The organism is Streptomyces subrutilus (assembly GCF_008704535.1).
GTDB lineage: Bacteria > Actinomycetota > Actinomycetes > Streptomycetales > Streptomycetaceae > Streptomyces > Streptomyces subrutilus.
Genome location: NZ_CP023701.1, coordinates 6,408,802 through 6,432,561, shown reverse-complemented (window position 1 = coordinate 6,432,561; position 23,760 = coordinate 6,408,802). Strand labels below are relative to the sequence as shown.

The following is a 23,760-nucleotide window of genomic DNA, read 5'->3' as shown; positions in this document are numbered from 1 at the left end:
TTCGATGGTGATCCGCACGGGGCCGGGAAGCAAGTGCCGAGCCGGTCGGGCGGGGTCCTGCTCCGAGGGATCGTTTCGGCATCCGTGTGTTTCCGGCCATGTCCCCGTCGGACCGGGCATCCCTCGTTCGGGTCGTACCGGTCTGCGCACCCGCATCCGGCCGGAACGGGCGGCGCCGCGATGCGAGGATCCTGTACCGCCCGCGCCGCCACGGCGGACGGCGCCGCTCCGATCGGATCCCGCCCGGCTCCGGCCCGGCTCCGCGGGCGCCGCTCCCGGCTCCCCCTCCCCGCCCGAAAGAGGTACGTCCCGATGTCGTCCGAAGCATGGCTGCCCCGCATCACCGCGATCTTCCGCGCGTACGACCTGGACCGCGACGGCCAGCTCGGCCGTGAGGATCTGATCGCCTACGCCGCCCGGGTCGCCGAGAAGCTGACCGTCGCCGACGACACGCGGCGCCGGACCGCGCTCTACGACGCCTACGCGGAGCTGTGGACCCAGCTCGCCGCCGTGTCCGACACCGACCGCGGCGGACGCATCAGCGAGCAGGAGTTCATCGCGGCCACCGCGCGCGGAGCCTTCGACGCCGACCCGCACTTCCGGGAGTCCACCCTGCGCGCCGTGGACTGCCTGGCCGACGCGCTCGACCGGGACGGCGACGGAACCATCGACGCGGCGGAGTACGAGCGGATCTTCGGCGCGACCGGGCTGGACGGCGACACCTCGGGCCTGGCCTTCGAGACCGTCGACGCGGACGGCGACGGCCGCATCACCCGGGCCGAGTTCCGGGCCGCCGCCGTGCAGCTGTACCCCCTCGCGGACGCCTCCTGGCTCACCGGGGACCAGGCCCCCGCCGGCGGACCGCTGGGCATCGCCCTGGTCGCCCACGACACCCGCAAGGCCGACCTCCTGGCGTGGACCGAGCGCCGCTCCGCCGAACTCGGCCGGCACCGCCTCTACGGCACCGGCACCACCGGCACCCTCATCAACCGCCGGCTCGGTCTGCCGGTCACCCCGCTGCGCAGCGGCCCGCTCGGCGGCGACCAGCAGATCGGCGCCCTCGTCACCAGCGGCGACATCGGCCTGCTGATCTTCTTCTACGACCCGCTCAGCGCGCACCCCCACGGCGACGACGTCCGCGCCCTGATCCGGCTCGCCGCCCTCGCCAACATCCCCATCGCGCTGAACTCCGCCACCGCCGACGCCCTGATCACCAGCGCGGCCCTGCAGATCCCCGGACAGTCCGCGGCGGACGCGCCGACGGTGTCCGTTCCGGCCTGACCGACCCGCTTCCCGAGCCGCACCCGCCCTTCGGCGGGTGCGGCTCGGCCCTCTCCTACCAGTCCTCCTCGGGCGGGACCTCCTCGTCCAGGCCGAAGGGCGGCTCCTCGTCGTACGGCGCCGCGGCAGCCGGCGGCGCGGAGCGGGCCGGGCGCGCGGCAGCGGCCGGGGCGGGCGCGTCGGCGGGCGCGGGACGGGCGGCCGCCGGAGCGGCCGTGGACGCGGCGGAGGCCGTGGTCGTGGCCGGCTCGCCGGCCCCGGACGCGGCGAGGGTGGCGAGGACACCCTCGGCGTACTTGGCGAGCTTCGCCTCGCCGATCCCGCCGATCGTGCCCAGCTCCTGATCCGTGGCGGGGAGCCGGGTGGCGATCTCCCGCAGCGTGGCGTCGTGGAAGACCACGTACGCCGGTACGCCCTGCTCGCGCGCCGTCTCGGCCCGCCAGGCGCGGAGGGCCAGGAAGACCGGTTCGGCCTCGGCCGGCAGGTCGACCGGGACCCGGGCGCCCTTCGACGAGCGCGATCCGGACTCCTTGCGGGCCGGGCTCGCGGGCGCCTTCTCCTTGCGCATCGAGACGCTGCGGCGGCCGCCCAGCACCTCGCCGCTCTCCTCCGTCAGCACCAGCGTCCCGTAGTCGCCCTCCACGGCCAGCAGCCGCAGCGCCAGCAGCTGGCGCACGACCCCCCGCCACTCCGCGGTACCCAGGTCCGCGCCGATGCCGAACACCGAGAGCCCGTCGTGGTCGAACTGGATGACCTTGGCCGTCTTCTTGCCCTGGAGGATGTCGATGATCTGGCCGGCGCCGAACTTCTGGCGCCGCTCCTTCGCCAGCCGCCACACGGTGGACAGCAGCTTCTGCGCCGCGACCGTGCCGTCCCAGGACTCGGCCGGGGTCAGGCAGGTGTCGCAGTTGCCGCACGGCTCGCCCGACTGCCCGAAGTAGGCCAGCAGCCGCACCCGGCGGCAGGTGACCGTCTCGCAGAGCGCGAGCATCGCGTCCAGGTGCATGCCCAGTGACCGGCGGTGCGCGTCGTCGCCCTCGGAGCCGTCGATGAGCTTGCGCTGCTGGACCACGTCCTGCAGCCCGTAGGCCAGCCACGCCGTGGCGGGCTCGCCGTCGCGGCCCGCGCGGCCGGTCTCCTGGTAGTAGCCCTCGACGGACTTCGGCAGGTCGAGGTGGGCCACGAAGCGCACGTCCGGCTTGTCGATGCCCATCCCGAAGGCGATCGTGGCCACCACCACGACCCCGTCCTCGCGCAGGAAGCGCGCCTGGTTCGCCGCCCGCGCGCGGGCGTCCATCCCGGCGTGGTAGGCCACGGCGTCGATGCCCTGCTCCACGAGGAAGGCCGCGGTCTTCTCCACCGAGGCCCGCGAGAGGCAGTAGACGACTCCGGCGTCGCCGGGGTGCTCGGTGCGGATCAGGTCCAGCAGCTGCTTCGTCGGGTTGTTCTTCGGGACGATGCGGTACTGGATGTTCGGCCGGTCGAAGCTGGCCACGAAGTGCCGGGCGTCCTCCAGGCCGAGCCGGGTCACGATCTCCGCGTGCGTGGCCTCGGTGGCCGTGGCCGTCAGCGCGATCCGCGGCACCTTCGGCCAGCGCTCGTGCAGCATGGACAGGGACAGGTAGTCGGGTCGGAAGTCGTGGCCCCACTGGGCGACGCAGTGCGCCTCGTCGATCGCGAAGACCGACACCGTGCCCCGGTCGAGGAGCCGCTGGGCGCTCTCGGTGCGCAGCCGCTCCGGGGCCAGGTAGAGCAGGTCCAGCTCGCCGTCGAGGAAGGACCGCTCGACGGCCTGCCGCTCGTACGGGTCCTGTGTGGAATTGAGGAAACCGGCCCGCACCCCGAGGGCGGTCAGCGCGTTGACCTGGTCCTGCATCAGCGCGATCAGCGGGGAGATCACGACGCCCGTGCCGTCCCGGACGAGCGCGGGAATCTGGTAGCAGAGCGACTTGCCGCCGCCGGTCGGCATCAGCACGAGGGCGTCACCGCCGCCGACGACCTGCTCGATGATCTCCTGCTGCTCGCCGCGGAAGGAGCTGAAACCGAAGACGCGGTGCAGCACCCGCAAGGCGTCGGAGGTCTCGGGGGAAGTGTCGGAAAGGCCCATCCACGAAGCCTAGCGGCACCCGCCGACACCCCGGCCCGGACCGCCCGAACCTGTGGACGGCGGGCGGGCGGAGTCGCCGGGAAACGCCGGGGGCCCCGCCGGAAGGGTTCCGACGGGGCCCGCGGACGGGTCGAGCGGCCCGGGTCTACCAGGCCGGGAGCGCGAGGCCGGCCGCTCGCCTCGGTTCCAGGAACTCCTCGCGGAAGATCTCCAGGGAGGCCCGGAGGAGCGGGATGCCCACCTCGGCGCCGAGGTGGGTCAGGCGGGCGCTCTCCTCGTCCATCCGGAACTCCAGCAGGAGCCCGCCGCGGCTACCGTCGATCATCTCCACCACTTCCATGGCGTCGAAATCGTCGCTGCCGAGGACGATGAGGGCGGCGTACTCCCGGCCGCCGACGGTGAAACCTCTCATAGCCATCCCTCGAACTGGAGTCCCCCACCGCGCATGCTCCATCTCGCGCCGCGGCCGGTGGATTTCTCGATGATGTCCAGTATCTCCCCTCCGTAGAAGGCCGACGACGACTCGATGGTCCTCGTGGTGGTGGAGCTTCCCAGGATCTCGTCCAGCAGGACCTCGCCGCCGTCGTTCAGTGCCCTCTTGTCGGTGAGCCGGTTGGCGCCGTTGAGGAACGGCAGGTACTTCTTCACGTGGTCGGCGGTGCGCTTGACCGGGTCGGTGTGCTTCTGCAGCGCACGGCCCGCCTCGGTCATGTTGTAGTCGCGGTTGAAGGGCTTGCCGTTCTTCGGCGCGATCTCCTTCAGCGCGGCCGCGCGCAGATCGTCGTCCGAGGCGTCCTTGAGACCGCCGCAGTTGTGGACCAGGACGGAGGACGCGCCCGCGCGGACGTAGTACGTGTGGGTGTCCGTCACCGTCAGGTTGTGGACCCGCTGGGTCTGCGTCCAAGCCCTGACGGCCTCCACCTGTACCCAGGCGCCCGAAGAGGTCTGGAGCCACTGCCCGGCCAGGAGTTCGCCGGCGTTCACCCACGCGCGTCGTTCCGGCAGCCAGAAGGGGTGGCCGTCGGTCGCGGTGATGACCTCGGACGCGCTTCCCTTGTCCCCGTCGGTGTCGACGGTGATGCGGACCAGGTTCTTCTCGCCGTCTCCGACGATCCTCGCTGCCACCGGTTCGGCAACGGTGGTCCCGGTCGCGGGGTCGGTGGCGAGCACCTCCTCACCGATCTCGACGTCCTCGATCGGCTTGGTGGAACCGTCCGCCATCACCACTTCGGTGCCGGGCGTGAAGCTGTTGCGGACCTTGCAGGATCCGCCCCCTCCCTCGCCGGATTCCTTCTTCGCGGCCTTCTTCGGTTCGGCGGCCTTGGAGGACTTGCCCCCCTTGTCCGCCTTCTTCGCCCGGGACGCGGCTTCCTTGGCCTGCCGGGCGGCGGTGGCCTTGGCCTCCTCCGCCTTCCTCGCGGCGGCCGCCGCTCTCTCCTGTGCGGCTCTTCGGGCCGCCGCGGCCTCTTCCTCCAGTTTCCGGGCCCGTTCGGCCGCTTCCTCTATCTGGCGTTTCCACTCGGCCAGGTCTTCGGCGTACTTGGCCATCGCCTGCTGGTAGCGCTCGGCCCGGGCGATGATGTCCCGTGCCAGCGCCAGTTTGCTCATCCAGCCGTTGAAGGCGTCCCAGGCGCGGTCGAGGGCCTTGATGATGCGCTTGGCCTTGCCCGCGAAGGGCAGCGCCGCCTCGAACGCGAGCCCCGCGCAGGCGCCCCAGTCGCCGCCCAGGCAGTCGCGGATGTCGTTGTATCCGGACACGTCCTTCAGGATGCCGATGGCGACGTCCAGCGCCACGTCGAGCGCGCTGCGGCCCTTCGCCCAGTTCGCCCAGGCCAGTTCCGCGTCCGAGAAGTCCTTGATCGGCATCACCGGAGGCGCGATGGCCTTGCCGGTCGGGTCCGAGAACGTCACGGGCGAGTTGTTGGCGTACGCGTACGGGTTCTGCTGCTTGGCGTCGCTGTAGTCGACGATCGGGTCGACCGACAGGAAGCGGCCGGTGGTGGGGTCGTACTCCCGTGCCCCCAGGTGCACCAGGCCGGTGGACTCGTCGGTCTCGCCGCCGACGAAGCCCTTCTTGCCGGGCCACACCGCGGGTGCGGCGCCGCGCGCCTCGCCGAACGGGGTGAACTTGCGGCGCACCACGGCCTGGGTCGACGCGTCCACGGCGGTCGTGGCGGTGCCGTTGTTGTCGGCCAGCAGGTAGGAGGTCGTGACCGCGCCGTCCTTGGCCGTGCGGACCATGGTCGATCCGGCCGAGTGGGCGTAGTAGCGGGTGGCCTCGACCGCTCCGGACGGCTTGAGCCTCAGTTCGGTGCCCGGCAGGTAGAGGGTGGTTCCCGACGGATCGCGCTTGATCAGCCGGTTTCCGTTGACGTCGTAGAGGAACTCGGTGACCTTCGACCCCTCGGTCACCTTCGCCAGGTGGCCCTCGGAGTCCCAGTCCATGGTCTGGGTGTTGCCCTGGACCGTGCGGGTCTTGGTGTTGCCGACCTCGTCGTAGGCGAACGTGTCGGCGCGGGTGCCACCGGGGCCTGTGGTGTCGACCCGCTGGAGGCGGTTGGCGCCGGGCCGGCCCGGGGTGCCGTACCCGTAGGTGCGGACCACGTCCTTGGTGAGGTCACCGGTGGCCGAGTGCTGGACCTCCTTGGTCCGGTTGCCCGACCCGTCGAAGTCGTAGGAGGTCCAGTACGGTGCCGGGCCGCCCACCTTGGGTGCGGAGCCGGGGCCGGCCGCGTCGGGCTTGGCCGCGCAGTCGTCCGACGCCGTCCACGCCTCGCTCATGCGGCGCATGTGGTCGTAGGTGAAGCACTGCGTGTCGGTCGTCCCGGAGGCCGCGCCGCCCTCCTTGTCGGTGATCTTCAGGATGTTGCCGACGGCGTCGTAGGCGTACGAGGTGTCGTTGATCTGGCCCGGCGCCTTCTCGCGGTCGTTGACCGTGCGGGTCAGGCGTCGGGTCTGCTCGTCGTAGAAGTTGGTCGTGAACACCTGGGAGCCGGCGGCGCCGGTCTCCGTGCGCAGGACGTCGCCCATGGGCGAGTAGTCGACCTTGCCCACGAACGTCTTGCCCGCCACGCCCATGACCGTCGGGAGCTCGAAGTGGTTGTAGGCCATCGTCACGCGCTCGGCGGGCAGGCCGCCGAGGGCGGGCTGCTGCGTCCACGCGGTCAGACCCGTGTTCGGACGGTAGCCGGTGGAGAAGGCGTACGTGCCCGCGAGCGCCCCCTCCGAGGCCGGGATGGTGACCGTGGAACCGGTGGGCCGGTACTCCTGGTCGTAGCCCGTCACCGCGTGGGTGTAGGCGTTGCCGTTGACGTACCGCGTCGAGGAGACCGGCAGGCCCACGGCCCCCGGCAGGGTGTCGTAGACCGTCTCGGTGGCCTTCGGGCCGGTCAGGGTCCCCTCGTGGGTCTCCGTGACGCGGCCGAGTCCGTCGTAGAGGAGTGCCGCGGTCTTGCCGCGGGCGTCCGTGACCGACTCCAGCCGGTCGCCCTTGCCGTAGACCTTGGTCGTCACGCCCTTCTCGGGGTCGCTGACCCGTGTCTGGCGGCCGCGGATGTCGTACCCGAAGGACCAGGTGTCACCTGTGTCGGTGACGACGCTCTCCAACTGCCCGCGCCGGTCGTAGGCGTAGCGGGTCGTGTCGTACGCGCCGGTCGGCGAGTCCGAGCGGTAGGAGCGCAGCTCGGTCTTGCGGCCCTGGCCGTCGAGGAAGGCCCGGGTCGGGGTCTCTCCGCTGGGCGGGTCGACCGTGATGGAGTCGCCGCCGTAGCCGGTGGTGGTGCGGGAGGTCTCCTCGCCGAACTTGCGGGAGATCTGTGCGGTCGGGCGTCCCGATCCGTCGTATTCCGTCAGCGTGGAGGCCGAGACCTCGTTGTCCTTCGGGGCCCACTGGACGCCCGATGCGGCGCCGCCGGTGTAGTAGGCGGCGTTCGACTTCCAGATCTGGCCGAGGCTGTTGTAGAACGTGTCCGCGATGACACGGCCGCCGCCGAGGGCGTCCATCTGGGTCTGGCGGATGCGCAGGCTGCTGTCGAAGATCTCGTGGCTGCTGCGGTAGGTGCCGTCGTCCAGGAGGCTCTTGGTCGTGATGACGACCGGGCCGTCGGGACGGACGTCGTAGGCGAACTCCGCGTCCGGGGACTTGGCGGCCGGGTCCCGGTCGGGCGACCACGCCTTGGTCAGGCGGCCGAGGGCGTCGTAGGCCATGACGCTGCGGCGGCCGTTGGCGTCCTCCTTGGCCAGGATGGAGCCGCGGCCGAGGTCGGTCTCCGTCGTGTCGGTGTGGCCCAGCGGGTTGGTGGTGACCACCTTGGTGACGATCTGACCCGCGGACGGCGTGTAGTCGATCTTGCTGACCTTGCCGAACACGTCGGTGGTGGTCTTGGGTCGTCCGTACGCGTCGAAGGTCAAAGTGCCGTCGGTGGTGTAGACGGGCTTTCCGTCGGCGTAGCCAGACAGCGACTCGGAGCGCACCACGTTGCCCAGCGCGTCGTACGAGATGCGGGCGTCGGTGATCACGTCGTCGGGGCGCGCGACGTTCTTGGCGTCACAGGCCTTGCCGACCGTCTCGATCCGCTTTTCCCGCCCGATGATCGACAGGGTGAGGTCCGATTCGTACTCGTACCGGGTGCAGCTGTCGTCCGTGGAATCGGCGACGTCGCCGAGGTCGGAGACGGACTGCGGCATGCCCTGTGCGTCGAAGGCGGTGTCCTGCGAGGTCCGGCGCCAGCCGCGGCCGTCGGACAGCAGGATGCGGGAGGCCACGTTGGTGGTGCCGCGGACGTAGGACTCCAGCGGTTCGGCGCCCTCGCGGGCGCGGGAGGCGCCGGGGCCGGAGAGCCAGGGGACGTACGTGGTGGCCGCTTCCAGGGCGCCGCCCTCGCCGTTGTAGGCGAGGACCTCGCGGGTCTGGCCGGCGAAGAGGCGGTGGTCGGTGAGCTCCTTGCCCTCGGAGTCCTTGACCTTGACCGTCCTCTTCCCGCCCGCGGGGGTGGCGCGGTCGCCGTCGAGGCCGCGGAAGAAGAGCGTCTCGGTCTGGGAGCGCTTGTCGGGGGCGGCGCCGATGTAGGTGCGGACCCGTTCGTAGCCGCGCCACTGCGACCAGGTGCGGGTGTTCGGCCGCATCATCTCGGTCTCGTCGTCGTACGCCCAGGCGGGCGTGCCGAGGTACTCGTACTCGGTGACGCGCGTCGGCGAGTTGCCGTTGCGGTCCTCTTCCGAGATGCGGTCGACGATGTGCTTGTGGAACCAGTCGGTGGTGTAGAGCTTCTTCTCGTGCTTGGGGTCGTTCGGATCGGGGATCTCGTTGACGACCGGGTAGCAGCGCATGGTGTTCGCCTCGGGTGAGGCGGGGACCGCGCGGGGGGCCGCGGCCCGGCATTCGGGGTCGCGGTAGCGCACGTTGACGGTCGAGCCGGTCTCGGTGTCGATGGCCTCGACGCGGTAGCGCAGGTAGGGCGGCTTGCCGTCGCCCATGCCGTCGACGCGGTTGGGGAGCTGCTTGCCGCGGAAGGTGACCGGCGGCAGGGAGAGGTCCGCGCCGTTGCGGCCGGTGTGCTGGATGGCGGAGAGCCACAGCGGGTAGTCGGTGCCGTCACCGGTCTGCGGGAAGTCCTGGGTCAGCTTCCAGGTGTCGACCGGGGTGTGCTTGGTGCCGTTCCAGACCTTGGTGGTGACCTCGGTCAGGCGCTTGCGGGAGAAGAAGGTCGGCGTGAAGCGGGCCTTGCACTCCTCGCCCGCGGCGCAGAGCTGGTCACCGGGGGTGTCCGGCCACATCTTGGCGATGTTCCAGTCGACCTCGGGCTTGAGCTTGGCCTCGGCGCAGTCGAAGTCCTTCGTCGTCAGGCAGCGCTCGGCGACGGTGAAGTCGACCTGGGCCGGGGCGTTGGCGAACAGGTTGTCGCTGCGCAGGCCGTACGAGATGTGGTCGAGCCAGCCGCTGCGGTCGTAGGACCGGTTGGTGGAGCCGCCGGCGATCTTGTAGTTCGAGCCGTAGTGGTTGACCTCCTTGTCGTACCAGTAGGTCATCGCGTTGCCGCGCGGGTCCACGACGTAGTCGAGGTTCCAGCGGTACGCCTGGTCGCACGCGGAGTTGGCGAAGTCGCCGGCCTTGAAGCAGTCCTCGCCGGGCTGGTTGCCGTAGACGGGCACGAGCAGCGCCGAGTTGGTGACGGGCTTGCCGGTGGTCCAGCCGGGGACGCGGTTGAGGCCGAACCAGAACTGGACGCCCTGGGCGGTGGTGACGCGCCAGTGCTCGCCGGTCTTGTCGCCGTTGGCGGCGCCGGTCATGAGCTCGACGCGGGAGCCGTCGTCGTTGGCGGGCTTCCACTGCTTGGTGCGGTCGTCCAGGATCAGGGCCGTGGAGCCGCCGTTGAGGGAGAGGGTGAGCATCGGCGCGCCGTGGCACAGGTCGCCGGTGTCGTCCTTCGGGTTGTTGAAGCCCGACCCGTCCTTCTTGTCCTGGCTGCAGGGGACGAAGGAGCGCTCGATGAAGTTCGAGGCCATGTCCCAGCCGTCGCCGATCCACGACGTCTGCTGCGAGGAGGCGGAGGTGCGGCCGTCGATCTGGGCGCTGGAGTAGCCGAGCGCCAGGGACGGGCTGGGGCCGCCGAGGGAGGCCGGGATCTCCAGCGGGTAGGACCAGGAGAAGTCACCGGCAGAACCGCCGGCCTGCCAGGACCCGGTGGGGCTCAGAGAGGTGGCCTTGAACGTGCCGTTCGCGCCGTCCGCGGTGGGTGCGGCGGCCAGGACGACCGGGGCCGCGACGCCGGCCGGGGCGAGCATCCCGCGGGCGCTCGCGGCGGGCGCGTCCTTCGCGAAGGAGCCGGGGGCGGCCGCGGGGGCGGGGGCGGGCGCGTCGACGGTCGCCGTGAGGGTGCCCGTCCTGGGGTCGTTGGCGGCGCTGACGGGGGTGCCGGTACGGCATTCGGGCCGGTCCGGGGTGGTCAGGGCGCAGGCGGGCAGGGCGGTGAAGCGCAGGCGCGAACCCCAGCCGCCGCCGTAGGCGTTCTTGAAGGCGTTGTAGTCCAGCTCGACCGAGACCGGGGCGTCCCCGGTGCGCGCGTCGGTGCGCTGGACCGACAGCAGCAGGCCGCCCGTGACTCCGGCGCGGCCGGCGGCGGCCCGGTCGTGCAGGCCGACCCTGACCTTGACTCCGTCACCCGCGGGTGCGGGGCCGGCGGCGGTCGGGACGGAGGAGGCGGACGCCGTCGAACGCGCCCCGGCCGCGGACTTCGGCGGCGTCGCGGAGCCCACGCGTACGGGCAGGGTGCCGGCCTTGGTGCCGGGGGCTTCGGGGGCGGCGGGACCCGCCGCGGGAGCCGACAGCAGGGCGGTCCTGCGGCCGGCGGTGCCCGGCGCGGAGGCCGCGGGTACGTCGATCTCGGCCGAACCGGCGGCGGGCCAGGCGACCTTGGGCGGCGCGGTCCACGCGTTGAGTTGCGACTCGGCGGACGGCGGAGCGGGCTTGCCGGCGACCGGCTTGCCCCCGACCTTGGTCAGCTTCTGCAGGTGCGGCAGCGCGGGGTCGGCGGCTTGCGCCGGAGGTGCGTTGAGGGTGGTGACGAGAAGGGTCACGGCGAGGGCTGGTATCGACCAGCCGAGCGCACGTCTATGACGCGCGCCTTTACCGTACCAATAACGGGATCTCAAATTGGTTTCCACCAAAAGTCAGGTGTGCATGCACGATACACACTGATTCAAGTTGCGGCAAAAACCTAACAGTTGCCAGACGTTCTCGATGTTTTACCCCGCACCTCCGGCATCGAATTTCCAGGTCAACTTGCCGCAAAGAGGGACAGAAGAACAGGAAAAGCGGAGCTTTCAATTCCACTCGCTGATTTCCTTCCCGCAACGCATGAGAAGCTCGCCCCAGCCCTTTACGCCACTACTCCGAGGAACCTCAGTGAGACCACCCCTGGCGCGACTGCGCGCCACCGGCAGATCCCGCACCGTGCGGGCATCGGTGCTGGTCACCACCCTTGCCCTGACGGCAGGTCTGGTGGGCACCGCCCCTGCCGCATTCGCCGCCGGACAGGCCGCGAACCCCTCGAACCAGACGCCGCCGGCGCCCCTCGACGAGTCGGACCGCGCCACGGCCGAGGCCAAGAAGACCGGCAAGCCGGTCGAGGTCGTGGGCCGTCGTACCGAAACCGACGAGATATGGGCCAACCCGGACGGGACACTGACCGCCAATCGCTCGCTGGTTCCCGTCAGGGTCCGGCAGGGCGGAAAGCTCGTTCCCGTCGACGCGTCGCTCCAGAAGGGCGCGGACGGGCGTTTGGCGCCCCGCGCCACCCGCATCGGACTGACCTTCTCGGGCGGTGGTGACGGGCCGCTGGCCGTCATGTCGGAGAACGGCCGCGACATCAGCCTCTCCTGGCCGAAGCCGCTGCCCCGCCCCGCCGTCGAGGGCAACAGCGCGGTCTACCCCGAGGTCCTGCCCGGCGTGGACCTGCGGGTGACCGCGACGGCCGACAGCTTCTCGCACGCCCTGGTCGTCAAGACCCGCGAGGCCGCCGCCAACCCGGCACTCGCCCAGCTGGACTTCGGCCTCAAGGGCACGGGCCTGACCGTCCGCGCCGAGGACACGGGCCAGCTGCACGCCGTCGACCCCTCCGGGCAGACCGTCTTCGGTTCGGTCAAGCCGCAGATGTGGGACGCCTCCGGCGAGCGCGCCCCGGACGCGCCGCGGACCGGCTCCGTCCCGGACCCGGCCGGCGAGGGCCTCGCCCGGAGCGCCGTCCAGGGTGCGCAGGGCGCCCGCGGCGCCCAGGACGCGCCGGCGGCCGAGGCTCCCGCCGCCCCCGTCGAGGGCATCACCACCGGCGCCAGGCAGGCCGACCTCGGGGTCGCGCTCGCCGGCGACAAGCTCACGCTCACCCCGGACCAGGAGCTGCTGAAGGCTCCCGGGACCACGTACCCCGTGGTGATCGACCCGACCTGGGACGCGTGGAAGACGGCCTGGACGGTCGCGTACAAGCACAACGCCTTCCCCTCGTCGCCGAACACCAACTACTGGAACGGCGGCACGCTCAGCAAGGACGCCCGCGTCGGCTGCGCCAAGGACGCGGCCAACGGCAACGCGGTGATCTGCGCGAAGACCTTCTTCCAGGTCGACATGGGCAAGTACTGGGACAAGCAGATCATCGACTCGACCCTGCGCATCAAGCAGAAGTCGGCGGGTTCGTGGAGCTGCAAGTCCGGTGACATCCAGGTCTGGGACACGGGCACCATCTCCAAGGCGACCACCTGGAACAACCAGCCGTCGTGGATCGACATGATCGATGCGACCGGCCAGTCCTACGGCGGCCGCAACTGTCCCGGCGACGGCGACCTGGTCGAGCTGAACGTGAAGTCGGCCGTCGAGGAGGCCGCCCAGCGCCACTGGTCGAACTGGACCTTCGGCCTCAAGGCCGCGAAGGACACCGTCGACGTCTCCTGGCGCAAGCTCGACCCGGACAGCGCGCGGATCTCGATCACCTTCAACACCAAGCCCCAGAAGCCCGCCGAGCGGTCCACCGACCCCTCCGTGCCCTGCACCGGCGGCACCATCGGCACCACGGACGAGGTCGTGCTGCGCGCCCGGGCCAAGGACGCCGAGGACAACAGCCTCACCGCCGAGTTCCACTACTGGAAGGACGGCACCTCCACCCCGACCAAGGTGAACGTCCCGGTCACGAACGGCAACATCGCCCAGCTCCGCATCCCCGCGACCCCGCTGGGCAGCGCCACCTACCGGTGGGACGTACGCATCCACGACAACCGGGCGTACAGCGAGTGGGCCGGCCAGTGCCTGTTCTCCATCGACCGGACCCGGCCCAACCGGACCCCGGCCGTCACCTCGGCCCAGTTCCCCGAGAACGACCCCGACAACACCGGCTTCGCCCGCACCGAGGGGACGTTCACCCTCGGCGCCAACGGAGTGGGAGACGTCACCGACTACGAGTGGTGGACCGACACCGACCCGAAGGTCAACAAGGTGAAGGCGGCCAAACCCGGCGCCTCGGTGGACGTCCGGCACAAGCCGGCCACCGCCGGCCCGCAGCGCCTGCTGGTCCGCAGCCTGGACGCGTCGGGCAACCGCTCCGACCTCAAGGAGTACCTGTACTACGCCAAGCGCAAGGCCGAGCGCGACAGGCCGGGCGACCTGAACGGCGACGGCACCGTGGACATCTGGAGCGTGGACCCGGGCTCGGGCCTGCTGTGGATGCACCCGGGCCGCGGTGACGGCCAGTTCGACATCTCCCGCCAGCTCGACGCCGGCTCCTTCGCCGACGCGGCCTCGCTCACCCACCGCGGCAGCTGGACCGAGGACTACTACGAGGACCTCCTGGTCCTGCGGCCCAGTCCGGACAACTCCCGCAAGAACCTGTACGTCTACCCGGGCCAGGGCGACGGCGGCCTCCAGCCCATCGACGCCAACCGCGTCGAGCTCGCCGTGACCGCGCCCGAGGACGACCACTGGGCCCAGGCCGACCAGGTCCTGTCCGTCGCGAGCTTCAACGACGACGACGGCAACGGCGCCGTCGACGAGGCCGACCAGCCCGACCTGCTGGTGAAGTCCGGCGACGAGCTGTGGCTCTACCTCGGTTCGAGCGTCGGCTACCTCGACGCCTTCGGCGCTCCCATCCTGCTCGGCAACGCCGACTGGAAGAACATGTCGCTGATGGCGCCGGGCGACCTCAACGCCGACAGACTGCCCGAGATCTGGGCCCGCGACACCGTCACCGGCAAGATCCACCAGTACACGAGCCGCGCGGCCACCGCGGCCGGCTCCGCGACCTCCGCGGACCTGACGGTCTTCGGCGAGGCCGCCGCCCGCACCTCGGCCATCGCCACCGGCTTCAAGGGCACCGACGTCCCGAACCTGTCGAGCAACGGCGACTTCGAAGCCGACGGCTACGCCGACATGTGGGCGCGCGACGCCAACGGACAGATCACCGAGTACCCGGGACGCCCCGCGTCCGGCGGCTCGGTCTTCAACGCCGGACGCCAGCTGGTCCTGGGCGGCACCCCGTGGTCGGAGTGCCAGACCTTCACCTCGCCCACCAGCGGCACGCACAGCCTGTGCGGTTCCATCCTGGCCAAGTACCTGGCCAAGGGCGGCACCGCGTCGAACTACCCCAGCACCGACGTCCAGGTCACCAGCGACGGCCTCGGCCGCTTCGTGCACCTGCGCGCACCCGGCCAGACGACCGACGCCGGCTCCATCTACTGGCACCCGAGCACCGGTGCCTGGCTGGTCTGGGGCTCGATCCGCAGCAAGTGGATCGCGATGGGCGCCGAGAAGGGCATCCTCGGCTACCCGACCTCGGACGAGGCGGTCGCCTTCGACGGCACCGGCCGCTCCAACACCTTCTACTCGGCCGCCGGCGGCAAGGGCGCGGTCTACTGGACGCCGGAGTACAGCTCCTGGTCGATCCACGGCGCCGTCTACGCCAAGTACCTCGCGCTCGGCGGTCCGAGCGGCCTGGGCTACCCGACCACCGACGAGACCAACACCCCCGACAACGTCGGCCGCTACAACCACTTCCGCGTCCGCGGGGCGAGCGGCGACGGCGCCTCCGTCTACTGGACCTCCGCCTCCGGCACCTGGTCGGTGCGCGGCAGCATCCGCGCCAAGTGGATCGCCCTCGGCGCCGAGAAGAGCACCCTGGGCTACCCGACCTCGGACGAGTACCCCGTGGCGGGCGGCCCACGAGAGGACTTCCAGAAGGGATACGTCCGGCACAACTCCACGACCGGCTCCACCGTCGAGCACCTGCCGAACGACCGCACCGCGCACCTGCGCACCGACCTGTCGGGCGACTTCAACGGCGACGGCCGCGACGACCTGGCCACCGTCTACGACTACGGGGACAACACCACGGCCCTGTACGTCCTCAACGGCCTGCCGGGCGGCGGGTTCGACGCTCCCACCGTGCGCTGGACCAGCGCGGCCGGCGGCTTCTCGTACGCCCGCTCGCGCTGGGTGGCCGGCGACTTCGACAACGACGGCCGCGACGACATCGCCGCGCTGTACGGGTACGCCGACGGCAGCGTCTCGGTGTGGAGCTTCACCTCCAACGCCACCGGCACCTTCACTCCGCTCAAGGGCGTCACCGTCGCCAAGGGCACCTTCAACTGGGACCAGACCCGGCTCGTCGCGGGCGACTTCAACGGAGACCGGCGCGCTGACGTCGGCATGATCCACGACTACGGCAACGGCGACACCGGCGCCTTCACCTTCGTCTCGAAGGGCGACGGCACCTTCAACGCGCCGCTCGCGAGCTGGCGCACGGGCACCGGCAAGTGGTGGATCGCGTACGCCACCTTCCGGGCCGGCGACGTCAACGGCGACGGCCGCGACGACCTGGTGGCCATGTACGGGTACTCGACGTACGGCGCGGCGGTCTTCACCGGCCTCGCACAGGCGAACGGCGGCTTCGCGGCCCCGGTCAAGGTCTGGGCGCAGCCCTCGACCGTCTGGGACTACGCCCGCACCAAGATCACGGTGGGTGACTACAACGGGGACGGCCGCGAGGACGTGGCCCTGATGTACGACTTCACCGAGGGCAGTGCGGGCCTGTACACCCTGCTGGGCCAGGCCAACGGCACCCTCGGTGCCGAGACCCTGAGCTGGCAGACCCCGGAGGGCAACTGGTACCTCGGCAGCACGGGCCAGCCCGTGTCGGGCGACGCGGACGGGGACGGCCGCGAGGACGTCGCCGTCATGTACAACTACGCGATCGGCTCCACGGCCGCGTACACCTTCAAGGGCCGCACGGACGGCGGCTTCGAGAACGGCTACAAGAGCTGGCAGACCCTGCCCGGCACCTGGTAGTCCGCGACCGCGTCCGACGCCGGCCTCCCCGACCAGTCCTGGTCGGGGAGGCCGGCGTTCCCGGTTGACGGGCCGGGCGCGTCCGGGGAGGTCGGGCAGGCGGTCAGGCGGTCAGGCGGTCAGGTCGTCGACGGTGAGCGCGACGGTGCCGAACAGGTCGCCGATGGTGGTCAGGGCCGCGGCCTGGAGCGTGGCCGCGGACAGCACGGCGCCGTCCGGCGCGGCCAGCGGGCGGGTCGCGGTGGCCTCGGCGACGACGGTGGGCCGGTAGCCGAGGTTGAAGGCGCCCTGGGCGGTGAAGGTGACGCACATGTGGGTCATGAACCCGGCCAGCACCAGGTCCGGGCCGGCGTCCAGCCCGCGCAGGCTCTTCTCCAGGTCGGTCTCGTGGAAGGCGTTGGGGAAGCCCTTGACGACGACGGGCTCTCCGTCGACGGGGGCGACCGCGTCGCAGACGGCGCCGATCTCCGCGCGGATGTCGTACGGGGTCCCCGCGCCGCCGTCGTTGACGACGTGGACCACCGGGGTGCCGGCGGCACGGGCCGCGGCCAGCAGCCGGGCGCCCGCCGCGAGGGCCTCGTCGGCGCCCTCCAGGGCCATGACGCCGGAGCGGTAGGTGTTCTGGAAATCGATCATGATCAGGGTGGTGTCGGCGAGCCGGGGCAGCCGGCCGTCGAGGCCGATCACGTCGCGCAGGGTGGTGGAAGCGGTCGTGGTCATGGGTGTGTCCTTTCAACGGTGGTGCGGGTACGGGGTGGTTGGGCACGGAGGGCCGTGAGCCCGGTGCCGCCGGGCGCGGGGGTCCGGAGCAGGGCGGAGCCGGTCGGCGGGCGTGCGGGACCGGCGGGCCGCGCGGTCAGGCGAACGGTCCGGGGCGCCCCGGTGGTGCGCGGCTCGGGCCGCGGGCTCAGGCGGTGGTGGTGCGGAACCGGCGGCGGTAGGCCGCGGGGGTGGTGCCGAGCTGCTTGCGCAGCGCGCGGTGCAGGGTCTCGACGGAGCCGAACCCGCAGCCTTCGGCGACCCGGTCGAGGGGCTGGTCGGTGCTCTCCAGCAGCCTGCGGGCCGCCTCGACGCGGGCGGCCTCGACGTAGGAGGCCGGGCTGGTGCCGGTCTCCTGGCGGAAGACCCGGGCGAAGTGCCGCTCGCTCAGGCACATCCGGGCGGCCAGTGCGGCCGCCGACAGGTCGGCGTCCAGGTGCTCGGCGACGTACATCCGCAGTTCGTCGATGTCCCGCCGGGAGGCGGCCGGCCTGCTCAGCGGGACGGAGAACTGGCTCTGGCCGCCCTGCCGCTTCAGGTACATCACGAGCTGCCGGGCGACCGCCAGGGCGACCTCCTCGCCCAGGTCCTCGGCCACCAGCGCCAGCGTGAGGTCCATGCAGGCGCTGATCCCGGCCCCGGTCCACACCCGCCCCGAGCGGATGAAGATCGGGTCCGGATCCACGGTCACCGAGGGGTGCTCGGCGGCCAGTTGGGCGGCTGTGGACCAGTGCGTGGTGGCGGTCCTCCCGTCGAGCAGCCCGGCCGCGGCGAGCACGTGGGCCCCCACGCAGACCGAGGCCACCCTGCGGGCCTGCGGTGCGGCCGCCCTCACCCACTCCACGACCCCGGGGTCGATGCGGGCGACCGGGCCGTCCGGGTGGAGGTCCACGGCCCCGGGCACGAGCAGCGTGTCCAGTACCCCGGTGACCTCGGCGAACGCGAGGTCGGCGAGGATCCGCACGCCCGCCGAGGTGGTGACCTCGCCCCGCGACGGCCCGGCCAGCCGGACCTGGTAGCCCGCCCGGCCGCCGGTCTCCCGGTTGGCCAGCGCGAAGACCTCGGCCGGGCCGGTGACGTCGAGGAGGTCGACGTCGGGGAAGACCGCGATGACGACGCGGCGGGTGGTGGTGGGCATGGACCCATCCTCGCCGTCCGGCGCGATGGCCGCAATGACGGCGTTCTGTCACATCCGGACATGCTCGGCGGGGCGGGCGCCGTGACCGGGGACGGGCGCGTTACGGAGATCGGGTGATCGTTCGATCCGATCCGTCACAACGGACCGCTCCGTTTGTCCTATGGGCATGACATCGGTAGAAACGGCCCCCAGGTCCACCCCGTCCCGACGTGCCCGGGAGCTCCCCGAGCTCCCCGAGCCCGCCGAGCGCCGCAGGCTCCGCGAGGCGTGGAAGCTCACCCCCCGCCAGGTCGCCTCGGCCTTCGGCGTGACCGCGGCGACGGTCCGCTCGTGGGAGTCCGGTCTCACCTCGCCCACCGGCGAACGGCGCGAGGCCTACGCGCGCTTCCTCCGGGGCCTGGCCCAGGAGCCCCGGCCCCCTCGCCACCGTCCATCGGCGCCCGGCCCGCAGACCCGCCCCGGGGCCCGACCGGCCGCGCCGGCCGCCACCGCGCCCCCCGCCCCGGCCGGCCGCCCCTCGGACACCGCGGCCCGCGTGCAGGCCGTCGCACCGGTCGGGGCCGTACCGAGCGCCGGACCCGCCCCGGCCGGACCCGCCCCGGCCGGGCCCGTCGGAGGGCCGGCTCCGGGGCTGGTGCGGTCGCCGCACCCGGCGAAGGCGTCGGCATCGGCATCGGCGGCCGTGCGCGAGCGGCCGGCCGGCCGGGGCGCACCGCACCCCGGCTCCGTGCCGGGGGCGCGGTCGCGTCCGGCGGCCGCGGCTGCGCCCGCCCGGGTCCCGGCCGGCGGCGCGGCCGGGTCCCGGCCCGCCGCCGACCGCGTCCGTGACCGCGACCTGGCCCTGACGGCCACGGCGCTCTCCGCCTGGCTGCTGATCCTCGTCCTGGCGCAGGCCTTCCCCTCGGTCCTGGCGGGCTGAGGGTCAGACGATGCCCGTGACCGTCACGGTCACGGGCATCGCCGTCGTGCCCGTGTCCCCCGGCCGCGCGGCTCCGCGCACGGCCGCCCGGACGGCTCGGGTGACGTCCACGGCCCGGTGGCCCCGGTGGAGGACCACCTCCACCTCCGCCGACACCACCCGGCCCGCCGCGCCGTGCCCGAGGCGCACCCCGGGCGCGGTGCGGTCGGTGCGCGCGGGCGCGGTCCGGGCGGACGCCCGCAGCAGCGCGCTCAGCCCCGGGCGCAGGAACGCCACGCCGGGCACCGCCCGTACCGCGTCCGCGATCGATCCGGCGGTCACCGGACCCTCGGGGGCCACCTGGTCCGCAGTCATGCCCCGTCCTCCTGTTCCGGCTCCTCGTGCAGGTCGGTGACGGCCACGTCCACCGAGGCGACCTCCATGCCCAGCTCGGCGTCGGCCGCGTCGCGGACCCGCCGACGCACCCGCTGCGCGCGTTCCCGCAGGGCGCGCGCGGCCCCGACGGTCACCTCGATGTGCACGTGGACCGGTCCCCGCCCGCCCGGTTCCGGCCGGATGCGACAACTGCCCGAGCGCACTCCGGGCACCGAGTCGGCCGCGGAGCGCAGGACCTTGGCGGCGACCGCCTCGTAGATCCAGCCGTCCTCGTCCGGTTCGCCCAGCGGCAGCGTGCGGCCCGGGCGCAGTTCGAGCCGTACGACGCCCATGATCCGTTCGACCAGTGCGGCGGCGTCCGTGCCCGCCCCGCCGTCCCCGTCCCCGGGGCGCGGGTCCGGGCGTACGGCGTCGCGCAGCCGGGCCAGGTCGTCGAGGGCGGCCGTGCAGTGCGGGCACACGGAGGTGTGCGCGCGGTCGGCGCCCGACAGCGGCTCCTCCCAGAGGGCGGCGAGGTCCCGGCCGCAGGGCAGCAGCTCGTCGTCCGGGAAGGCGCCGGGTGAGGCGTCCGCGAGGCCGCCCGCGCGTTCGCCCCCGGGTTCGCCGGTGGGTTCGTCCGGGTCCCGGTCCCGATCCGGGTTCACGCTCATCGCCATGCGGCCATCGCCTCCGTCAGACAGCGTCGTGCGCGGAACACCCTGGCACGTACCGCCTCCTGGCTGATGCCGACCAGGTCCGCGATGGTCTCGTACGGGACCCCCTCGACCTCCCGCAGCACCCAGCAGACCCGCTGCTCCGAGGAGAGGCCGGCCATCGCCGCGGCCAGGGCCTCAGCCGTCGCGTGGGACTCGGCGGCGCGAGCGGGCGAGACGGCGTGGTCGGGGGCGGCCGGTTCGGGCACGGTGTCCAGGTCGGCCACCGAGGTACGGGCGCGCAGCACGTTCAGGCAGCGGTTGGTGACGATCCGGTGGATCCAGGTGCCGAAGCCCGCCTCGCCCCGGAACTCGGGCAGCTTGCGCCAGGCACTGACGAACGCGTCCTGCACCGCGTCCTCCGCCTCCCCGCCGTTGCCCAGCAGCCGGGTCGCGAGCCGCAGCAGGCGCGGCCCGTACCGGTGCACCAGCGCCTCGAACGCCTCCTCGTCGCCCTCCGCGGCCCGTACGGTCAGGAGCCTGTCCTCGACCGGGACGGCCCCGGGGCCGTCCGCCTCGCCTGGGTCCGGTTCAGCCGGCACGTGTCGGCTCCTCTCGCCTTCTCGTCTCCGCTTGGACACGCGGCACGCACTTCTGTGACGCGGTCGCCACGACTTTCCCTCCTGCCCGCGAAATCCGCGGATGGTGCGTAACGAACTGCCTCCCCAACGTGTCGGACGTACGGAAGACACGTTCGGCCCCGAATCCCTGGAGGAGCGACGATGACCGTCCAGACGACCGCACAGCCCACCGCCCCGGAGACCGCGCGGACCACCGGCCCCCGCAAGCCCGCCCCCGCGTCCACCACGCTGAGCGACGGGGTGCCCGGCACCGCCGAGCCGGCCGCCACCCGCGGCCGGACCTCGATCGCCGACGTGGTGGTCGTGAAGATCGCCGGCATGGCGGCGCGGGAGATCCCCGGCGTGCACGACATGGGCGGCGGCCTGTCCCGCACCCTCGGTGCGGTCCGCGACCGCGTCCCGGGCGGCCGGCCCAACGTCGGGCGGGGCGTCAAGGTCGAGGTGGGCGAGCGCCAGACGGCCATCGACCTGGACCTGGTGGTGGAGTACGGCGTCGCGATCACCGAAGTGGCGCACGACGTACGGGAGAACGTGATCGCGGCCGTGGAGCGCATCACCGGCCTGGAGGTCGTCGAGGTCAACGTGACCGTCAACGACATCCACCTGCCCGAGGACGAGGACACCGCCACCGCGGTCGACGTCCGCGTCGAGTGAGCCCGGGTGCCGGCGCGGAACCGGTCCCGCTGTCGTGTCGTGCGTGACGTGTGAGGTGGAGTGGTGAGCAGAGACGTACTGGGCCTGTTCGTGGGCATGGCCCTGGCCTTCGCCGGCTGGTTCGGCGGTTTCGGAGCCTTCCTGCTCGTGGCGGCCCTCGGAGCCCTGGGGTTCTTCGCGGGTCACCACCTCGACCGGGGCGGCGACGTGCGGGACTTCCTGACGCCGCGTGAGCGGCGGGGCCGGTGACCGCCGCCGCGCGGCGCGGCGCCACCACGGTGGCCGACCGCGCCGTGCGCCGGATCGCCGAACAGGCGGCCCGCGAGGCCCTCGCGGCGACCGGTGGCGGCGCGGTCGTCTCGGGCTCCGCGTCCGTCCGCGAGGGGCGGGCCGCCGTGGCGGTCGTGGTGACGCTGCCGTACGAGGGCGCCGCCGACGCCCGGGGCGCCGCCCTCCAGGACCACGTGGCCGAGCGCACCGGGCGGTTGACGGGCCTCGCGGTGTCGCGACCGCGGCTCCGGGTCGGCGGGCTGCTGTCGCCGGAGCCGTCCGGACCGCAGCCGCGGCCGGCGCCCGACGGCGGTCACGCGGCGCCGGAGAAGACGGCGAGGACGGCCCGGCGGACGGGCGCCCGGCCGTGGTCGCAGCGGCGGGCGCCGGTGGCGGTGGGCGCGGCCGTGGTGCTCGTGGCCGCCGCGGCGGCGCTGCGGGACCTCGCGGCCGTGCACCTGATCCACCGGCCGCCGGCGCCCTGGCGGGTGCGGGCCGCCGACTGGCTGACCGCCGCGCACGGGGTGGGCACGGGCTCCGCCCCGCTCCGGGCGGCGGCCGCGCTGGCCGTCGCCGCCGGGGCGCTGCTGCTGCTCGCCGCGCTCACACCGGGCCGCCGGGGGCTGCTCGCGACGGCCTCGCCGCACGCGGACGTACGGGTCCTGCTCACCCGGTCGGGGGCCTCCCGGCTGGTGCGGGCGGCGGTCGCGGAGGTGCCGGGGGTGGTGGACGCGCGGGTCCGTACGGGCCGCGGCCGGGTGTCCGTACGGGCCAGGCTCGCCTTCGGCGAAGGCCCCGCCGCCGAACGGGCCGTGGCGCGGGCCGTCGCCGGGGCCCTGGCCGGGCTGGGGCTCGACCGGGCGCCGCGGGTGCGCGTGCGGCTGCGGACCGCGGCCGGACGGCGGCCGCCGCTCCCCGCGCCCCGGTCCGCCGGGCCCGCGGCCCCGCTCCCGCACCCGTCACCGGCCCCGCCCGGAGCCCCCGCCGGGCCCGTCCGCCCCACCGAGCCGGAGGAGTCCGACCGTGCCGCGAGCGCGTAACGCCGTCAACCGCATCGTGCTGGCCGGGGCGGGCGTACTGCTGCTCGCCGGGGGCGCCGGCGTGCTGGCCGCGGACCCGGCGCTCTCCAGCGTCCTCCCGGACCGGGTGCCCCGCTTCGCGGACGGGTCGCGTCCGGTGGACCCGGCGGCGCTGGCCGACTGGCGGCGCCTGGAGGCGTGGACGCCCGGTGTGGGCGCGGGCCTGCTGGTCGTCGCCCTGCTGGCGGCGGCCCTGCTCCTGCTCCAGGCCCGGCGGGGGCGCGTCCGCCGGCTCCCGCTGGAGCGTCCGGGGGCCGAGCTGTCGACGGGGGCTCTGCGGGAGGCCGTGGAGGACGGGCTGGACGCCGTCCCCGGCGTGGAGCGGGCCAGCGTACGGATCACCGGGCGGCCGGCCGAGCCGGTCCTGCGGATCGCGCTGGACCTGGCCGACACCGCCCGCCCGGCCGAGGTCGCGGCGCGCGTCGCGGACACCGCCGTGGCCGGGGCCCGCGCCTTCCTCGCCCCCCGCAGGGTCCGGGCCGAGGTGCGGTGCACGGTGCGCCGGGGCGTCCCGCCGCGGGCGCGGTGACGGGGTGCGGGGCGGACCGGGTCAGGGGTGCATCCGGGCCCCCTTGAGCACCTTGTCCACGGCGTTGCGCGGCCCGTACACGGCGAGGCCCACCAGGTCGAGCCCGTCCCGGGGCACGGCGCGCACGGCCGCCCGGTTGTCGCGGTCGTTGCCGGTGGCGAAGAGGTCCGAGGTGAACACCGCCAGGGGCAGCGCCCGCGAGACCGCGCGGCCGTGCGCCGCGCCGAGCGTCCCCGCCGTGCCCTCGAAGACCAGGACGGGCTGGCGGAACATCGGCAGGTAGGGGGTTCCGTCCGCGTCGGCGTACGGTGCGCCGATCACCTCGGGCAGCGCGGGGCCGAGGCCGCTGACCAGGAACGCGGTCACGTTCAGCCGCTGCCAGGTCTCCAGGTCCTCGCGCAGCAGCACGGCGATCTTGGTGTCGAAGCGGACGGGTGCGGGGGCGGGTGCGAGGGGGACGTGCGGGGCGAGGGCGGGTACGGCGGCGGGTGCGGTGTCGGTGTCGGTCGTCATGCCCCGAGCCTGCCGACCGGGCGCCCTTTCGGTCTTGTAC

The 23,760-nt window shown here is 73.2% G+C and carries 16 protein-coding genes and 1 pseudogene; 8 read left to right on the top strand and 9 right to left on the bottom strand.

What is annotated here, in order from left to right; genetic code table 11:
- Positions 1-312: 312 nt before the first annotated feature.
- A complete protein-coding gene (locus tag CP968_RS28605) occupies positions 313-1,281 on the top strand; it encodes a methylglyoxal synthase (protein WP_167536862.1) in 969 nt (322 codons plus the stop codon).
- 55 nt (positions 1,282-1,336) lie between these two features.
- Here CP968_RS28605 and recQ read toward each other — a convergent pair whose 3' ends face one another.
- From recQ to CP968_RS28590, 3 genes are all read right to left on the bottom strand, one after another.
- On the bottom strand, positions 1,337-3,388 hold the full coding sequence (gene recQ / locus CP968_RS28600) for a DNA helicase RecQ (protein ID WP_150520735.1): 2,052 nt from the start codon (positions 3,386-3,388) through the stop codon (positions 1,337-1,339).
- A 145-nt stretch (positions 3,389-3,533) separates the two neighbouring features.
- Complete coding sequence (locus tag CP968_RS28595; RefSeq protein ID WP_150520734.1) at positions 3,534-3,806, bottom strand: hypothetical protein; 273 nt, start codon at positions 3,804-3,806, stop codon at positions 3,534-3,536.
- Entirely contained in the window at positions 3,797-10,963 is a 7,167-nt protein-coding gene (locus tag CP968_RS28590; protein ID WP_150520733.1) for an RHS repeat-associated core domain-containing protein, read from the bottom strand. Before CP968_RS28590 ends, CP968_RS28595 begins: the two co-directional genes overlap by 10 nt.
- A gap of 328 nt (positions 10,964-11,291) precedes the next feature.
- On the opposite strand from CP968_RS28590, the gene CP968_RS28585 reads away from it, so the two are divergent.
- On the top strand, positions 11,292-16,211 hold the full coding sequence (locus CP968_RS28585; RefSeq protein WP_150520732.1) for an FG-GAP-like repeat-containing protein: 4,920 nt from the start codon (positions 11,292-11,294) through the stop codon (positions 16,209-16,211).
- Positions 16,212-16,322: 111 nt separating this feature from the next.
- Here the strand turns inward: CP968_RS28585 and CP968_RS28580 are convergent, their stop codons facing one another.
- Positions 16,323-16,931, bottom strand: coding sequence for an isochorismatase family protein (locus CP968_RS28580; RefSeq protein ID WP_150520731.1), 609 nt, complete (start codon positions 16,929-16,931; stop codon positions 16,323-16,325).
- 187 nt (positions 16,932-17,118) lie between these two features.
- Complete coding sequence (locus tag CP968_RS28575; RefSeq protein WP_150520730.1) at positions 17,119-18,108, bottom strand: GlxA family transcriptional regulator; 990 nt, start codon at positions 18,106-18,108, stop codon at positions 17,119-17,121.
- Positions 18,109-18,268: 160 nt separating this feature from the next.
- Between CP968_RS28575 and CP968_RS35060 the strand changes: the two are divergent.
- Together CP968_RS35060 and CP968_RS35055 are read left to right on the top strand one after the other, a co-directional pair.
- A pseudogene (locus CP968_RS35060) lies at positions 18,269-18,487 on the top strand (helix-turn-helix domain-containing protein); the annotation flags it as partial.
- 303 nt (positions 18,488-18,790) lie between these two features.
- On the top strand, positions 18,791-19,027 hold the full coding sequence (locus tag CP968_RS35055) for a hypothetical protein (protein WP_244330610.1): 237 nt from the start codon (positions 18,791-18,793) through the stop codon (positions 19,025-19,027).
- Between the two features lie 3 nt (positions 19,028-19,030).
- Here the strand turns inward: CP968_RS35055 and CP968_RS28565 are convergent, their stop codons facing one another.
- From CP968_RS28565 to CP968_RS28555, 3 genes are read right to left on the bottom strand one after another with little or no spacing between them, the layout of a single operon-like run.
- Positions 19,031-19,381, bottom strand: a complete 351-nt coding sequence (locus tag CP968_RS28565; protein ID WP_150520728.1) for an Asp23/Gls24 family envelope stress response protein — start codon at positions 19,379-19,381, stop codon at positions 19,031-19,033.
- On the bottom strand, positions 19,378-20,058 hold the full coding sequence (locus tag CP968_RS28560) for an Asp23/Gls24 family envelope stress response protein (RefSeq protein WP_229886680.1): 681 nt from the start codon (positions 20,056-20,058) through the stop codon (positions 19,378-19,380). Before CP968_RS28560 ends, CP968_RS28565 begins: the two co-directional genes overlap by 4 nt.
- A complete protein-coding gene (locus tag CP968_RS28555; RefSeq protein ID WP_373304095.1) occupies positions 20,049-20,570 on the bottom strand; it encodes an RNA polymerase sigma factor in 522 nt (173 codons plus the stop codon). The genes CP968_RS28560 and CP968_RS28555 overlap by 10 nt, the downstream gene beginning before the upstream one ends.
- Positions 20,571-20,816: 246 nt before the next feature.
- Here CP968_RS28555 and CP968_RS28550 point away from each other — a divergent pair, with 246 nt between their 5' ends.
- The 4 genes from CP968_RS28550 to CP968_RS28535 all read left to right on the top strand — a co-directional run bounded on the left by CP968_RS28550 (position 20,817) and on the right by CP968_RS28535 (position 23,207).
- Positions 20,817-21,329, top strand: a complete 513-nt coding sequence (locus CP968_RS28550; protein WP_150520726.1) for an Asp23/Gls24 family envelope stress response protein — start codon at positions 20,817-20,819, stop codon at positions 21,327-21,329.
- A gap of 63 nt (positions 21,330-21,392) precedes the next feature.
- Positions 21,393-21,578: a hypothetical protein gene (locus CP968_RS28545; protein ID WP_150520725.1), complete on the top strand. Its 186-nt coding sequence runs from the start codon at positions 21,393-21,395 to the stop codon at positions 21,576-21,578.
- The gene (locus CP968_RS28540) at positions 21,575-22,639 is read left to right on the top strand and encodes a DUF6286 domain-containing protein (protein WP_150520724.1); all 1,065 of its coding nucleotides are present in this window, start codon (positions 21,575-21,577) and stop codon (positions 22,637-22,639) included. Before CP968_RS28545 ends, CP968_RS28540 begins: the two co-directional genes overlap by 4 nt.
- Positions 22,623-23,207, top strand: a complete 585-nt coding sequence (locus tag CP968_RS28535) for an Asp23/Gls24 family envelope stress response protein (RefSeq protein WP_150520723.1) — start codon at positions 22,623-22,625, stop codon at positions 23,205-23,207. Before CP968_RS28540 ends, CP968_RS28535 begins: the two co-directional genes overlap by 17 nt.
- A 21-nt stretch (positions 23,208-23,228) precedes the next feature.
- On the opposite strand, the gene CP968_RS28530 is transcribed toward CP968_RS28535, so the two are convergent.
- Positions 23,229-23,720, bottom strand: coding sequence for a DUF2000 domain-containing protein (locus tag CP968_RS28530; RefSeq protein WP_229886682.1), 492 nt, complete (start codon positions 23,718-23,720; stop codon positions 23,229-23,231).
- Positions 23,721-23,760: the final 40 nt, after the last annotated feature.

Excerpts from the sequence above, each read along its gene's own strand:
- CP968_RS28605 (WP_167536862.1), top strand. The coding sequence starts at position 313 with ATGTCGTCCGAAGCATGGCTGCCCCGCATCACCGCGATCTTCCGCGCG.
- recQ (WP_150520735.1), bottom strand. The coding sequence starts at position 3,388 with ATGGGCCTTTCCGACACTTCCCCCGAGACCTCCGACGCCTTGCGGGTG.
- CP968_RS28595 (WP_150520734.1), bottom strand. The coding sequence starts at position 3,806 with ATGGCTATGAGAGGTTTCACCGTCGGCGGCCGGGAGTACGCCGCCCTC.
- CP968_RS28580 (WP_150520731.1), bottom strand. The coding sequence starts at position 16,931 with ATGACCACGACCGCTTCCACCACCCTGCGCGACGTGATCGGCCTCGAC.
- CP968_RS28575 (WP_150520730.1), bottom strand. The coding sequence starts at position 18,108 with ATGCCCACCACCACCCGCCGCGTCGTCATCGCGGTCTTCCCCGACGTC.
- CP968_RS28565 (WP_150520728.1), bottom strand. The coding sequence starts at position 19,381 with ATGACTGCGGACCAGGTGGCCCCCGAGGGTCCGGTGACCGCCGGATCG.
- CP968_RS28560 (WP_229886680.1), bottom strand. The coding sequence starts at position 20,058 with ATGGCGATGAGCGTGAACCCGGATCGGGACCGGGACCCGGACGAACCC.
- CP968_RS28550 (WP_150520726.1), top strand. The coding sequence starts at position 20,817 with ATGACCGTCCAGACGACCGCACAGCCCACCGCCCCGGAGACCGCGCGG.
- CP968_RS28530 (WP_229886682.1), bottom strand. The coding sequence starts at position 23,720 with ATGACGACCGACACCGACACCGCACCCGCCGCCGTACCCGCCCTCGCC.